Source organism: Candidatus Limousia pullorum, from assembly GCF_057405065.1.
In genome coordinates, this window is sequence record NZ_CM171614.1 from 353759 (window position 1) to 368413 (window position 14655).

At 41.8% G+C, this 14655-nt stretch carries 14 protein-coding genes and 1 tRNA gene; 6 read left to right on the forward strand and 9 right to left on the reverse strand.

Going from position 1 to position 14655, the window contains the following annotated elements; all coding sequences use genetic code 11:
* Positions 1 to 71 precede the first annotated feature (71 nt).
* From dnaJ to hrcA, 4 genes are all read right to left on the reverse strand, one after another.
* On the reverse strand, positions 72 to 1223 hold the full coding sequence (dnaJ, locus tag CGICJO_RS01620; protein WP_087378454.1) for a molecular chaperone DnaJ: 1152 nt from the start codon (positions 1221 to 1223) through the stop codon (positions 72 to 74).
* A 207-nt stretch (positions 1224 to 1430) separates the two neighbouring features.
* Positions 1431 to 3296, reverse strand: coding sequence for a molecular chaperone DnaK (gene dnaK / locus CGICJO_RS01625; protein WP_486499387.1), 1866 nt, complete (start codon positions 3294 to 3296; stop codon positions 1431 to 1433).
* A gap of 60 nt (positions 3297 to 3356) precedes the next feature.
* On the reverse strand, positions 3357 to 3911 hold the full coding sequence (locus CGICJO_RS01630) for a nucleotide exchange factor GrpE (RefSeq protein ID WP_486499388.1): 555 nt from the start codon (positions 3909 to 3911) through the stop codon (positions 3357 to 3359).
* 54 nt (positions 3912 to 3965) lie between these two features.
* A complete protein-coding gene (hrcA, locus tag CGICJO_RS01635) occupies positions 3966 to 4994 on the reverse strand; it encodes a heat-inducible transcriptional repressor HrcA (RefSeq protein WP_486499389.1) in 1029 nt (342 codons plus the stop codon).
* Between the two features lie 335 nt (positions 4995 to 5329).
* Here hrcA and CGICJO_RS01640 point away from each other — a divergent pair, with 335 nt between their 5' ends.
* From CGICJO_RS01640 to CGICJO_RS01665, 6 genes are all read left to right on the forward strand, one after another.
* A complete protein-coding gene (locus CGICJO_RS01640; RefSeq protein ID WP_486499390.1) occupies positions 5330 to 6151 on the forward strand; it encodes a hypothetical protein in 822 nt (273 codons plus the stop codon).
* Between the two features lie 21 nt (positions 6152 to 6172).
* A complete protein-coding gene (locus CGICJO_RS01645) occupies positions 6173 to 6442 on the forward strand; it encodes a hypothetical protein (RefSeq protein WP_486499391.1) in 270 nt (89 codons plus the stop codon).
* A 31-nt stretch (positions 6443 to 6473) separates the two neighbouring features.
* Positions 6474 to 6995 (forward strand): GNAT family N-acetyltransferase, encoded by a 522-nt coding sequence (locus CGICJO_RS01650; RefSeq protein WP_486499392.1) that lies wholly within the window; start codon positions 6474 to 6476, stop codon positions 6993 to 6995.
* Positions 6996 to 7124: 129 nt separating this feature from the next.
* Positions 7125 to 7200, forward strand: a tRNA-Ala gene (locus CGICJO_RS01655).
* 136 nt (positions 7201 to 7336) lie between these two features.
* Positions 7337 to 8140, forward strand: coding sequence for a Cof-type HAD-IIB family hydrolase (locus CGICJO_RS01660; protein ID WP_486499393.1), 804 nt, complete (start codon positions 7337 to 7339; stop codon positions 8138 to 8140).
* 72 nt (positions 8141 to 8212) lie between these two features.
* On the forward strand, positions 8213 to 9409 hold the full coding sequence (locus CGICJO_RS01665) for a class I SAM-dependent rRNA methyltransferase (RefSeq protein ID WP_486499394.1): 1197 nt from the start codon (positions 8213 to 8215) through the stop codon (positions 9407 to 9409).
* A 74-nt stretch (positions 9410 to 9483) separates the two neighbouring features.
* Here the strand turns inward: CGICJO_RS01665 and CGICJO_RS01670 are convergent, their stop codons facing one another.
* The 5 genes from CGICJO_RS01670 to CGICJO_RS01690 form a co-directional block, all read right to left on the reverse strand.
* Positions 9484 to 10302: a PepSY domain-containing protein gene (locus tag CGICJO_RS01670; protein WP_486499395.1), complete on the reverse strand. Its 819-nt coding sequence runs from the start codon at positions 10300 to 10302 to the stop codon at positions 9484 to 9486.
* 116 nt (positions 10303 to 10418) lie between these two features.
* Positions 10419 to 11042, reverse strand: coding sequence for an anti-sigma-I factor RsgI family protein (locus CGICJO_RS01675; RefSeq protein ID WP_486499396.1), 624 nt, complete (start codon positions 11040 to 11042; stop codon positions 10419 to 10421).
* The gene (locus CGICJO_RS01680; RefSeq protein WP_087378476.1) at positions 11039 to 11776 is read right to left on the reverse strand and encodes a sigma factor; all 738 of its coding nucleotides are present in this window, start codon (positions 11774 to 11776) and stop codon (positions 11039 to 11041) included. The genes CGICJO_RS01675 and CGICJO_RS01680 overlap by 4 nt, the downstream gene beginning before the upstream one ends.
* A gap of 395 nt (positions 11777 to 12171) precedes the next feature.
* Positions 12172 to 13905, reverse strand: a complete 1734-nt coding sequence (malQ, locus tag CGICJO_RS01685) for a 4-alpha-glucanotransferase (protein ID WP_486499397.1) — start codon at positions 13903 to 13905, stop codon at positions 12172 to 12174.
* Between the two features lie 177 nt (positions 13906 to 14082).
* Positions 14083 to 14631 (reverse strand): CinA family protein, encoded by a 549-nt coding sequence (locus tag CGICJO_RS01690; RefSeq protein WP_486499398.1) that lies wholly within the window; start codon positions 14629 to 14631, stop codon positions 14083 to 14085.
* Positions 14632 to 14655: the final 24 nt, after the last annotated feature.

Consider the following 14655-nt stretch of genomic DNA (forward strand, 5'->3'; position numbering starts at 1 on the left):
CAAAATTGACGCCATGTTGTGAAACAATTATTTTTATAATCTCTTACATGGCGTCTGTTTATGCAAATGTATCAGTTCTCTTCAAACATTCTCTTTATCTTCTCAAAGAAGCCCTTTCTCCGGGCATAATTTTTCTCTCCCGTTGAGTTGTCAAGCTTCTTAATAAGCTCTCTCTGAGCATTTGTAAGGTTCTTAGGAACTTCGATTGTGACCTTAACATACTGGTCGCCTCTGCCTCTTCCGCCAAGATGCGGAATACCTTTGCCTTTAAGCTTAAAGATATCGTTAGGCTGTGTTCCCTCGTGAACGCTGTACTTTATCTTTCCGTCGATTGTAGGAACGGTGATTTCTGCACCCAAAGCCGCCTGAGCAAATGTAATCGGGATTTCACACCATACATCGTCACCACGGCGCTCGAATATCGGGTGAGGTCTTACATTTATATATACATGAAGGTCGCCTGCCGGGCCTCCGTTTGTACCGCTGTTGCCTCTTCCGGCTACATTTAAAATCTGACCCTCATTGATACCTGCGGGAATAGTAACGTCAACTGTTCCGTTTCTCTTAACTCTGCCGTTGCCGCCGCACTTCTTACATGGGTTATCAACAACTCTTCCCTTGCCCTTACAGGTGTCGCAGACTCTTGAGGTCTGAACAACGCCGAAAGGTGTTCTCTGATTTATTGTAACATGACCAGAGCCGCCGCAGGTTGGACAGGTTTTCGGTGAAGTGCCTTTCTGTGCGCCTGTGCCGTTACACTCGTCACAGGTTGTAATATGATTGTAATTAACCTGTTTTTTAGCGCCCTTTGCAGCTTCTTCAAAAGAAATATAAATTGTTGTTTCAACATCAGTGCCACGGACAGGGGCGTTAGGATTTGCGCTTCTTCTGCCGCCAAATCCGCCGAAACCTCCGAAAAAGCTGTTGAATATATCTCCAAGGTCAATGTCCTGACCGAAAGGACTGCCGCCTGCTCCGCCTGCGCCGAAGTTGGGGTCAACTCCTGCATGGCCGAACTGGTCATATCTTGCCCTTTTCTCCTTATCCGACAAAACCTCGTAGGCTTCGTTTACCTCTTTAAATTTAGCTTCCGCCTCTTTATCACCGGGGTTAAGGTCAGGGTGATATTTTTTAGCCATTTTACGGAAAGCTTTTTTTATGTCATCTTCTGAGGCATCCTTATTGATACCCAGAACCTCGTAATAATCTCTTTTATCTGCCAAATTTCTCACCTAACTTTTAAAAAATAATGCAGTCGTTTTGCACCGTAAAACCATAACAAGGTTTTGACTCTGACAATGTCAGACCTATAATAATATATTTAATAACACCGCTGTCTGTCAAGTATTTTTAAAGATTTTTTATTTTATCTTAAATCACAAGTCAAGGCGACAGCATTACTGCCGCCGCCTTTTAGTATTTTCAATCAATTAGTTCTGACCGTCAACATCTGTAAAGTCGGCGTCATAAACGTTTCCGTTTGGCTGTGCGCCGCCGTTTGGAGCCTGGCCGTAAGGATTGCCGCCCATGTTGCCCATGTCAGGTGCGCCCTGTGGGTTCTGCTGTGGAGCAGCCTGCTGATACATCTTTGAAGAAACCTCATAGAGCTTCTTCTGGAGGTCTTCCTTAGCAGCGTCAATCATTGTCTTATCGTTCTTAGCGATAGCGTCCTTAACAGCAGCAGCCTTTGTCTTGAGAGCTTCCTTGTCGGCAGCATCCATCTTGTCGCCGCTCTCGTTTACAAGCTTCTCAGCCTGATATGCCATGTTCTCAGCTTCGTTCTTAGCGTCAACCTCTTCACGGCGCTTCTTATCCTCTGCTGCATACTGCTCTGCTTCTCTAACTGCTCTGTCGATATCGTCCTTGGACATGTTTGTTGAAGAGCTGATTGTAATCTTCTGCTCCTTGCCTGTGCCAAGGTCCTTAGCGGATACGTTAACGATACCGTTAGCATCTATATCAAATGTAACTTCGATCTGAGGAACACCTCTCATTGCAGGAGCAATGCCGGAAAGTGTAAAGAGACCGAGCTGCTTGTTATCTCTTGCAAATTCACGCTCACCCTGGAGAACGTTGATTTCAACCTGTGTCTGATTGTCAGCAGCAGTTGAGAAAATCTGGCTCTTCTTTGTTGGGATTGTTGTGTTTCTGTCGATAACCTTTGTCATAACGCCGCCCATTGTTTCAACACCAAGTGAAAGCGGAGTAACGTCCAAAAGGAGAAGTCCTTCAACTTCGCCGCCGAGAACGCCGCCCTGGATAGCAGCACCTACTGCAACGCACTCGTCAGGGTTGATGCCCTTGAATGGCTCTTTGCCGATAAAGTTCTTAACAGCTTCCTGAACAGCCGGAATTCTTGAAGAACCACCAACCATCAAAACCTTATCGATTTCGCCGATCTGAAGTCCGCTGTCGGAGAGAGCACGTCTAACCGGACCCATTGTGCTTTCAACAAGGTCTGAAGTAAGCTCGTTGAACTTTGCTCTTGTAAGAGTCATGTCAAGGTGCTTAGGACCTGTTGCGTCTGCTGTGATAAATGGAAGGTTAATGCTTGCTGTTGTGATACCTGAAAGGTCAATCTTTGCCTTTTCAGCAGCTTCTTTAAGTCTCTGCATAGCCATCTTATCGCCTGAAAGGTCGATGCCTGTTTCTGACTTAAAGCCCTGGATCATCCAGTTGATAATTCTCTGGTCAAAGTCGTCGCCGCCGAGACGGTTGTTACCTGCTGTTGCCAAAACTTCCTGAACGCCGTCGCCCATCTCAATGATGGATACATCGAATGTACCGCCGCCCAAGTCGTAAACCATAACCTTCTGGTCTTTTTCCTTGTCTATACCATATGAAAGAGCCGCAGCTGTTGGCTCGTTGATAATTCTCTTAACGTCAAGACCTGCAATCTTACCTGCGTCCTTTGTTGCCTGACGCTGTGCGTCTGTGAAGTATGCAGGAACTGTGATAACTGCCTGTGTTACTTTCTCGCCCAGATATGCTTCTGCATCAGCCTTAAGCTTTTGAAGAATCATAGCGGAAATTTCCTGTGGTGTGTAGCTCTTGCCCTCGATATTTACCTTGTAGTCGGAGCCCATTTCTCTTTTGATTGAAGAAACTGTGTTAGGGTTTGTGATAGCCTGACGCTTTGCAACCTGACCTACAAGTCTCTCGCCGCCCTTAAATGCTACAACTGACGGAGTTGTTCTTGAACCCTCAGCGTTAGGGATAACTACAGGCTCGCCGCCTTCGATAACTGCTACACAAGAGTTTGTTGTACCTAAATCTATACCTATTGTCTTTGCCATAATAAATTCCTCCCGATAATACTTATATCATAAATTAGTATGTTGTCTGTTTAATTTTTATCAGTCACAGTTGGCAACCTGCACCATTGCGTGTCTGATTACTCTGTTTCCTATTTTGTAACCTTTCTGGAAAACCTGAGAGATTGTGTTTTTACCAAGTTCTGCATTTTCCGCTGTGGAAATTGCGTTGTGAATTTCCGGGTTGAACTCTTCTCCAACTTCTCCGAAAACCTCAACCTTTAATTTAGCAAGTGATGCGGCAAGCTGATTTTTTACAAGCTCAAGTCCTTTTTTAAATTCATCCGGAGCGTCGCCCATATTCATCAGTGCCATATCAAGGCTGTCTGCTACAGGCAAAAGCTGTTCAACTGCCTTTGCGGTAGCGTCGTCATAAATTGAAAGCTTTTCCGCCTGAGTGCGCTTTCTGTAGTTGTCGTACTCTGCGGCAAGTCTTAAATAGCTGTCCTTTTGAGCCGCCAATGCGTCCTGAGCCTTTTTAAGCTCTTCTGCATTTTTGTCCTGTGTTTCTTCCACAGGCTCCTGATTTGCCTCAGCCTCAGTCTGAACCTTGGTTTCCTGAGCTTCGGTGTTCTTCTCTTCTTTTTTCTTACCCATGTTTTCATCTCCTTAAAATGAAAGGGATTTTTATTTATATATTATAGTTAACTTTTAAACTTCAACCAGTTCATTTATAAGATTTCCGGCTTTCTCTGCTGTAAACTTTACAACCGACATAACCGCCGCAAAATCAATTCTTCCTATTCCTACCGCTGCTACGGCTCCCGCCGTTCTGCCTGCAATATCGTATCTCGATACCACCAGCGAGCAGTTTTTAAGCTCCGGCTCTCCGCTTTCCTCACCTATAAATATACGGTTTTCGGAAACCTTTGTATGGAGCAGTTCAGAGAGTCTTTCTCTGTCGTTTAAAAAACTAACTGCCGCCCTTACATCTGTCATATATTCTCCGCCGGAGAACATAAGATTAGTCATACCGGAAACTGTCATCTGGGTTTTTGTCGCCTGCTGAGCCGCTTCACTTACCGAAACCAGCACGCTTGGCATAAACAATGAAAGATTTCCGAATGATGCCGCCGTGGTCTGGATAAAGGGAATGGTGATGTCCTCAAGGGGCATTCCCGCAAAGCACTCGTTTAAAGCCGCATCAAACACCCTGAGCATTTCAGGAGTTAAAACAAACTCTGTTCTGAAAAGCTGGGTCTTAATCATTCCCGAGGAGGTCACAAGCACCGTCATTCCCGTGTGCCTTCCTGTCTGTACAAAGTGGAGTCTGTGAACTCTCACGTCCTCAGAAGGAGGCGTTGTGGTTATCGCTGTAAGTCCCGTGACCGTTGCCACAACCTTTGAGGCTTCGGACAATATGCTTTCAGGAGCTTCAGAATGCGACTCCAGCGACCTTGTGATGTACTCTGCAACCCTGGGGTTTATGGGCTTTATCTCCATGAGGTTATCTATATAATACCTAAGTCCCATCAAAGTGGGGATTCTTCCTGCGGAAGTGTGAGGCTGTTCAAGATAACCCATTGCGGAAAGGTCCGCAAGCTCGTTTCTTATTGTTGCCGAGGATACATTCAAATCCGTTTCGGTCTGAAGAAACTTGGAGCCCACCGGTTCACCGGTCATCAGATAGTTTTCTGCAACGGCGGATAAGATTTTTTGTTTTCTCTGTGTAAGCTGCATTTCACTCACCTCAAATCAATCGCCGTTATTCATTAGCACTCTATAAACCCGAGTGCTAACTACATCTATAATGTACCATTAAAGTCAGCAAAAGTCAAGTGTTTATTTTAAATTTTTTAATATTCATTTTCTATTCACCTTTCTTTCATATAAGGAAAAGTAAATCCGATAAATGCTGTATATCACCATATTTAATGATTTATGATATTTTTTGACACATTACAATAAAAACCGATTGACAACCACTGTTAAACAAAGATATAATTAACATAAAGTATTTATTTAGTAGTCTGTTAAACTACAGCTATTATTCGCAGACAAAGGAGATTTTCATTATGATAATATTTACAATCATATGTGCGGTAATGTATTTTATCTCCGCAATAATTCTTTTTATGCCAAAGTTCAGAAAGTACCCGTTTTTTAAGCCTTTCGGTGTTTATATGGCATATCAGGGTATCTGGACTCTTTTAAGCTACCCTGTAAATCAGCTTTTCCCTACAAATCAGGTTATGACTGTTTTGAATTACATCGGAAGCTTTGTTTTCTGTCTGTATTTTCTCTTTATTTATTTCACCTCTCAGAAAAACAAAGGCAATTCAGGCAAAAAACCTGTTAAAGCCAAAAAGTCAACTCCTGTTAAAGAAAAGAAAGCTGAACCAAAACGACGTCAGCCAAGATACAAGGATGACTCCGAGGATTTCGATTCTGTTATAGCTTCAACAAAGAAAAAGCGTTATACCGAAAAAACAGAAGAACCGGAAATCACATCAACCTATATTGACGATGAACCTGTCGCTCCTAAAAAGAGCAGCAGATTTGAAGAAAACAGTAAGGGCGCATCTAAATACAGCATAGATGATGAGGACCTGCTTTACAGCGAGTTCGACGATGAGGACGAGAACGAAGCAGACGAGCTGGAAAACGTAGAAATCACCGACGAGGACTTGGAATATTACGACGATGATAATACAGACGAGGATACCGAGGACGAAGAAGAGGTTGATTTGTACGACGACTTCGACGACGATATGCTGGATGATGAGGAAGAAGAGGAAGAACTCCCCGACGATTACGACGACGATGACCTTTATGTTGATTTTGACGATGACGATGATGACTTAGAAACATTAAGGGGCAGAAGATACAGAAAATAATAATAAATCCGGAGGAATTACATGGATCAATTTACAGGTTATCTTTTTACCGCAGTATGGGCAGTTATAGGAATTTATCTTGTCTATATGGGTAAAACGGTACACAAGTTTTGTTATTATATAAGTCTGCTGTTATTTTTCATGTTCGGATGGAGTCTTGCCGACCAGCTTATGACCGCCGACCTGTTTTCCGGCACGGCAGCCATTGTATACAGAGTTATAATAGCGCTGTTTTTGATTGTAGGTGTAATCATCTACTTTAAAAAAGTTCGCAGCAGCGATGATAAATAACATTAAATTAAAAAGGAAAGAAGTCTTAAAGTTGACCCAAAACGAAAATCACAAAATCATTCCTTATGAAGAAAAATATCTGAAAGACGCAGCCGCAATCTGGAACGAGGTTGTTGAGGAGCAAAACAGCTTTCCGCAAAACGTGCCTTTTACAGAAACGGAAGCTGACGAGTTTTTCAAAAGCCAGACAAGAACCGCCTGTCTTTTTGATGGCGATAAGATGATTGGAATATACATTCTTCATCCCAACAACGCAGGCAACTGCGGACACATAGCAAACTGCTCTTACGGACTCACCAAAAGCGCAAGAGGCAAAGGTCTCGGCAGACTTTTAGTTGAGGACTCCATAACAGAGGGGCAAAAGGCGGGATTCAGAGGAATACAGTTCAACGCAGTTGTAAGCACAAACTATGCGGCGATAAAGCTCTATCAGCGTTTGGGCTTTAAGATTTTAGCAACCGTCCCCGGCGGATACAAAAACCCAGACAACACATACACCGACACATACATTATGTTTCGTCTTTTAACTCCGCCTTGCAAAACTTCTCTTTAAAAATCAACCCCATTTCAAGGCGGGCGAAACCTTTTATTTAGTCTTTGGAATGGCTCGCTCACATTGGGGTTTATTTTTTGAATTTACAAATTCTAAATTAGTGATATAATATAAAAATATAAAAGCAATGGGCCTGTAGCTCAGCTGGGAGAGCGTTCGGTTCGCATCCGAGAGGTCAAGGGTTCGAACCCCTCCAGGTCCACCAAAAAAATCCGCAGTCTGCAAAAACACACTGCGGATTTTAAATTTTCTATAAAATATAAATATAAAATGTACAACTAAAACTTTTTTTGATTTTATGGTATAATGAAAATATCAACAAAAGAAAATGAAGTGATTATATGAAATACAAACTTATTGCCGCAGATATGGACGGGACTCTTTTAAACAGTGATGGAAAAATAAGTCCTAAAACCTCAAAAGCCATAAAAAAGGCTGTTGACATGGGCGTTGTTTTTACCGTATCCTCAGGCAGACCAATTCAGGGCATACTAAAATACGGCGAATTTCTGCCCCTTAATTTTCCTGCAATCACCTACAACGGGGCTATGATTGTAAATCCCGAAAACAGCGAAATACTTTTCCACAAAGCGTTGGAAAAAGATGACGCTTTAAAAATCTTAAAGTTAGGAGAGGAACGCTCCGTCACAATCTGTCTTTGGTGCGAAAACCGGCTTTTTGTGAACCGCATTGACGAAAGGGTAAACAAATACAAAAGGCTTTCCGGAGTTGAACCCATTTTGATTGACAGTAAAGAAGCTCTTGCGAAAAAGGGCGTTACAAAAATTCTCTGGTACGACGATACGGAAAAGATAAAAAGCTTTCAGGAAGCTTTACAAAATGAGAGCTTTAATGAGGTTACATTCTGCACCTCAAAGCCTGAGTTTTTGGAGTTTTTTAACAGCGGTGTTTCAAAGGCGGCAGCTATGGAGTTTTTGGGCAAGCTTTACGGCATTAAAGTCGAAGAGATGATAGCTATAGGCGACGGCGACAACGACCTTGCAATGATTGAATACGCAGGTCTTGGGATTTCCATGGAAAACGGCTCGGAAAAAGTAAAAAAAGCCGCCGGTTACATAACCGCTTCCAACGATAACGAGGGCGTGGCTTTAGCAATCGAGAAATTTATATTAAATCATATTTAATGTACGCCTTGTTATTTTATTGAAATTTATGTTATAATCAGAACAAAGAAAAAAGAAGAGGAATTGAGCTTTATGGCAAACGTAATATTAAAAAAAGGCGAAGGCAGACTTTTAAAATCCGGCGGAATGTGGATTTTTGACAACGAAATCTCCAAGGTTAAAGGGGATTATAAAAACGGCGACATTGTAAATGTGCTGGATTTTGACGATTACCCAATGGGCAAGGGTTTTATAAACAGCAATTCAAAAATCAGAGTTAGAATGCTTACAAGAAATCCTGAAGCTGAAATCGACGAAAACTTTTTTCGTGAGAGAGTTAGAAACGCATGGGAGTACCGCAAAAAGACTGTGGACACCTCCTGCTGCCGTGTGATTTTCGGCGAGGCAGATTTTCTCCCCGGACTTGTTGTTGACAAGTTTTCCGATGTTTTGGTGGTTCAGTCCTTGGCTCTGGGAATTGACATTCACAAAAAGCTTTTAATGTCACTTCTCGTGGAAGAAATGAAAAAGGACGGAATTGAAATCCGTGGAGTTTATGAGAGAAGCGACGCAAAGGTAAGGTCTTTGGAGGGAATGCCACGCACCAAGGGATTTTTGGGCAAGCCCTTTGACACAGACGTTATCATAACCGAAAACGGTGTTAAATATCATGTGGACATTGAAAACGGTCAGAAAACCGGATTTTTCCTTGACCAGAAATACAACCGTCTTGCAATTCAAAAGCTTTGCAAGGGCGCATCTGTTTTGGACTGCTTCACCCACACAGGTTCTTTTGCTCTCAACGCAGGAATTGCGGGAGCTGAAAGTGTTTTAGGCGTTGACGCCTCCGAGCTTGCAGTTGAACAGGCAACAAAAAATGCAGAGCTTAACGGACTTTCCGACAAGGTTAAGTTTATCTGCCGTGACGTTTTCGAGCTTCTTCCTGAGCTTGAGGAAAAGGGCGAAAAATTCGACGTGGTTATACTTGACCCTCCGGCATTTGCAAAGTCTCAAAACTCAGTTAAAAACGCCACAAAGGGCTACAGAGAGATAAATTTAAGAGCCATGAAGCTTGTTAAGGACGGAGGATTTTTAGTCACCTGTTCATGCTCCCACTTTATGACCTACGAGCTTTTCACAAAGACAATCGGTCAGGCGGCAAAAAATGTACACAAGAGACTCCGTCAGGTTGAATTCAGAACACAGGCTCCAGACCATCCAATACTCTGGGCGGCTGACGAGTCATATTACCTGAAATTCTACATTTTCCAGGTTTGCAATGAGTATTAAAAACTTTACTCAATAAAAATACCCATGATTATGGATTTAAACATAATCATGGGTTATATTTTTATAATTAACTATTAAAAGAAATCTCTGTCCTTTTCGGATTTTAAAATTGTTCCGTCCAGGGAAACTTCATATTCGTACTCATAGCCGTCTGCTTTGAACTCAATTTCATAACGGTTGTGGTCAAGCTCTATTTCCTTTTTGGTCACTGCGTCCGCTGAAATTCCTGCATGGTTATAGGCTATGTTCAGAGCCTCGTCAAAGCTTATTGAGCCAGCACTTGTTGATGAAGGGATGTTGTTAATGGTTTCTTTATCAAACTTTACAACTTCGCCTGTTGCTTTTCTCACGTCAACCTCATACTTATAGGTTCCGTCGGAAAAATCAATCTCGTAATCTCCGTCGTCAAGCTGTTCTTTATACATTGTCACGTTTTCCGCTGAAACACCTGCGTACTCATAGGCTATTTTTTTGGCTGTTTCCAAGTCAATCTCATTCTGAGCTGTCTGGCTGTCTCCGTTGCCCATGTAGTTTGCATCCTTTTTATATCTTACAACCTCGCCTGTGGTTTTACTTACATCAACCTCGTGTTCAAAGTTGTCGTAGATAAATTCGATTTCATAAACTCCATCGTCAAGCTCAGCCTTGTAGATATCTGTGTCTGAGGGTGATATTCCCACATATTCCAAAGCTATTGTCTTTGCCTCTTCAAGTGAGATTTCGCCTGTTGTCTGTGTATTTGAAGTGCTTTCAGCTGTTGTTTCAACCTGGTTCTGTGTTGTTGGCTGTGGTTCTGTAGCCGCCGGTGAACCTGCGCAGCCTGCAAATACAGAAACCGCCAATGTCAATACCACTGCCAAAACCGCTGTCTTTTTAAATAATGTTTTTTTCATAATCAATTCCTCGCTTTCTTTATTTGAAAAACTGTTTTATTTTGTTTTCATAAAAAGAATACGCAGAAAATTTTCTAAAATCGGGGTCTCATAAAAATTTTTTTAAATTTTTTTATTTAATCATCTATTTGATATTTTTGATTTGATGTATCTTTAAGATAATCATCCCAAGATGATTTTTCAACCTCTATATCGTATTTCTCCTCGGCGTAATTTTCAAGGCTGTCCGCCGCTCTTTCAAGGGCAGGGTTGTCGTCGTTATACTCATTCTCAATAGCCACAAAAATCTCGCTGTCCTCGTTAAGATAACCCATTGAGTAAGCCTTTTCAAGAAGCTCGATAGATATATCCGTAATATTTTTATTTTCTATATCAACCTGAGAAACTGCCTTTCCCGTTTCGTCAAGACCCTCAATCTTTGTCACCTTATTTTCGCTGTCGCAGGTGACCGCAATATCTCCGCCCATATAGAACCTGTAGACCCTTGAGTCACCGCCGCCGGAAATAACCCCGGAAAACAGTAAAAACCATGCCCCTATTCCCACAATGGCAATCAACGCTATAAACAGAGCCAAAAAGCCCATTCGTTTTTTTCTTTTAGCTTTTATATCCTCCATTGGCACAACCTTTGTCAAAGTCTGGCCGGGAGCATAATCCATATTTGCAACCTTAAAAAATCTGCCGTTTTCGTCAAGGACAATAACATAGCTTTCGTGTCGTTCCATTACAAGATATTTCATGGATTTTCTCCCTCCTTTTTAGGGTTTATTCCCTTAATGTGGTTTCTGATAATGTCGTATCCGTTGGTATAAGCAAGAGTAATTGCCACAAGGTATTTTCTGTGGCGTTCCAAAGTCTTTTTATCCACCTTGGTGTTCTTTGAAATCTCCGTTATGGGGATTTTTCTTGTTTTAAGAAAGTTTTCCATTAGGCGGCTGTCGTTTACCATGTATTCCAAAGCTTTAAAGCAGGCGTTTAATGTTCTTTTTTGCTTTGGGGTGTTTTCGGCGATTTCTGTTAAATCAACGGAAAATTTCTCAAGCTGGGTGGAATACTCCTTAATTTCCGCCTTTGTATCGCTTAAAGCCTTAAACTCCTCCAGCTCGTTTTTTGTTTCCTCCAAAGTATCAACAAGGGCGGGACTGTCCTCGTATTCCGTTTCCGTATCAAGAGAAATCAAGCCACGGTGACGTTTCTCTTTTCTGTAAAAATCTATAAGCCTGTGTTTAATGTGCAAACGAGCATAATTTATAAAAGGCCCTTTAAAACGGCTGTAGTCAAGCACCGCTTCATGAAAAGCAATCATGGCAATACTCAGCTCATCGTCCTGACCCAGCACCGCCTCTCTGCCTAAAAACTTTGTGGTTTCAGACTTTATAAAACCCATGTAAAGGCGCACAAGGTTGTCCGCTTCACGGGAATTGTTTTTCGCTTTGTAAATCATTTCCATCAATTCGTTGTTTTTATCCGCCATTTTCTCACCCCTGACTTATTATTCACTCTTATAATAATAGATTACGCAGAAAAAATCAATTTTTCGGTGTTTAAAATAAATTTTTTATATAAAAAGAAAACCGCAGACCTACTGCCTGCGGTTTCTCCGTTTCTCACCAGATGTATTTCACGACAATACAATCTGTAATTATGTGCCAATTTGCGGGATGGGCACATAAAAATAAAACAAGGAAGAATGAAAAAAATGATGAAAAGAATGTTCAGTGTTAAAAACACCTGAAATGTCTTCAACTGTGTTAAATTATAATATATTTTTTCATAATTGTCAACTAATTTTAATAAAATTTTCAGAATACATCACAATTTCACCCTGTTTATTACCTCACAAAAGTAATCAAACCACACATCGAAGTGTTATATTCTGTTTGAGTTTTTAGCATAGTTCATTAAACGCTCAGCTATTTCATCTGTGAGATATTCTCTGCTTGCTCTCCACTTCCAGTTGTCGCCCAAGGTGGAAGGTGTATTCATTCTTGCTTCGCTTCCCAGCCACAAAATATCCTGAAGCTGAATTATAACTGTGTTTGCCTTTGAATTATAAAGGGCTGTGAGAATCATGTCAAGAACTTCTTCGTCGGAAAGCTTCAAATCCTCTGCAAGCTTTGCGTCCTGCTTGTATTTTATAGTAAGTCTGCGGTCACGCTCTTTTTTCTTTTTCTCTTCCTCAAGCTTTTTGTTATACTCTTCAAGCTCTTCTGGAGTAAGCTTTTCAAGCTTTTCCTTTAATTCCTTTGCTTCTCTTTCTTCCTTCTCGATTTCCTCTTTGGTTTTCTTCGGCTCCTCTTCTTCTATTTCAGGAACTTTATCGGGATAACATTCGCTGTAAATTCTGCCCAATGTGAGAGCAGGTTCTTTCTCAAACCAGCCTCTAAGTGTATCGTTGTCGTGGGTTCCTGTATAGGCAACGCAGTTTTCGCAGTAGTTGTGTGGCAGATATCCGTTGCGGTCGTCTCCGTCAAAAGCAAACTCGAAAACTCTCATGCCGGGATAACCGCTTTTTTCCAAAAGCACATAAACGCTGTCTGCAAGTGAACCCAAATCCTCTGCAACAATCTCAGGGTCACCAAGCTCTGCTTTAAGCTTTTCAAAGAACTCAATTCCGGGGCCGTTGAGCCATTCGCCGTTTACTGCGTCCTCGGCAGGATACGGAATTGCATAGTATGTATCAAAAGCACGGAAGTGGTCTATTCTTGTTATGTCGAAAAGCTCGGTTGCCGCCTTTACACGCTTTATCCACCATTCATAGCCGGTTTCTTTCAGGTAATCCCAGTTATAGAGAGGATTTCCCCAAAGCTGACCTTTAGCTGAAAAATAATCCGGCGGACATCCTGCAACACGCACCGGCTTGCCCTCTTCGTCAAGCCAGAACACATCCGGGTTTGCCCAGGTGTCTGCGCTGTCCATAGCAACATAAATAGGCATATCGCCCAGAATTTTTATTCCCAGATAGTTTACATAGCCTCTGAATTTTTCCCACTGCTGATAAAATTTAAACTGAACAAATTTCCAGAAAAGAATTTTATCTGCGCACTTAACCCTGTATTTTGCCAAAGCCTCAGGCTTTCTGAGACGGATTTCCTCGTCGTCCCATTCTGTCCATGCCTTGTTTTCAAACTCAGCCTTTACTGACATGAAAAGTGCATAGTCCTCAAGCCAGTCCTTGTTCTTCTCGCAGAAGCTTTCATAGGCATCCTTTTCCGGATTGTTTTTGTTTCCGAAAAATCTTGCGCAGGCGTCCTCAAGCACAACAAATCTGCACTTGTAAACTCTCTCGTAATCAACGTAATTTTCATGTTCGCCCCAGTTAAAATACTCGATAAGGCTCTTTTTCAAAAGTCCCTCTTCCCACAATGCTTCAAGGTCGATAAAGTATGGGTTTCCCGCATAGGTGGAAAATGACTGGTAAGGTGAGTCGCCGTAGCTTGTTGGGCCTACAGGCAGTATCTGCCAGATTTTCTGTCCGGATTTTTTGAGAAAATCTGCAAAGTTTCTTGCTTCCTTGCCCATTGTTCCTATTCCATAGGGTGACGGCAGAGATGATATAGGCATCAGTATTCCCGCCGCTCTTTTGTTGTTTACAGTTTCCATTTATATCAGCTCCGTTTCGGTTATTGCAAAAAAATATATAATAAAGACTTTTCCCTTTTCAGTTTTTAAAAATCAGAAAAGGGAAAAATCAAAGCTTGTTAATTTTACCATATAATGAAATAAAATTCAAGTCTTTTTGTATTTTTTCTACAATATAACCAAAATACGCCTATAAAATTATAGCTTTGAAACCTCTTCAAAAGCCAACAGCAAAACCGTTTTTGCCGCAGCTTCCCTTATGTTTTCTCTTCCTGAGGTTTTGAAAAACTCCCCTCTCACCGCAAAAACGCTGTCGTTTACACATACTCCCATGTATACAAGTCCCACCGGTTTTTCAGGGGTTCCGCCTGTAGGGCCTGCAACTCCTGTTGTGGATATTCCAATCTGTGCCTTTGCAAGGTTTTTCACGCCCTGTGCCATTTGGCAGGCGGTTTCATAGGACACTGCGCCGTATTTTTCCAAAACAGAATTTTCAACGCCCAAAACCCTGTTTTTTATCTCGTTGGCGTAGGAGCACACACCGCACTCAAATATTTCAGAAGCTCCCGAAACCTCCGTTATCTTTTTGGAAACAAGGCCGCCTGTACAGCTTTCCGCTGTTGAGATTTTTATTCCTTTTTGGGTGAGTTTTTTTACAAGCTCTGTCTGGATTTCATCCTGTGAAATTCCGTAAGCTCTGCATTTTTCATCAACGTACTGTTCGTTTATTATTCTTTCGGTTTTCATAAAGCCGACCTCCTTTGCTTTTAT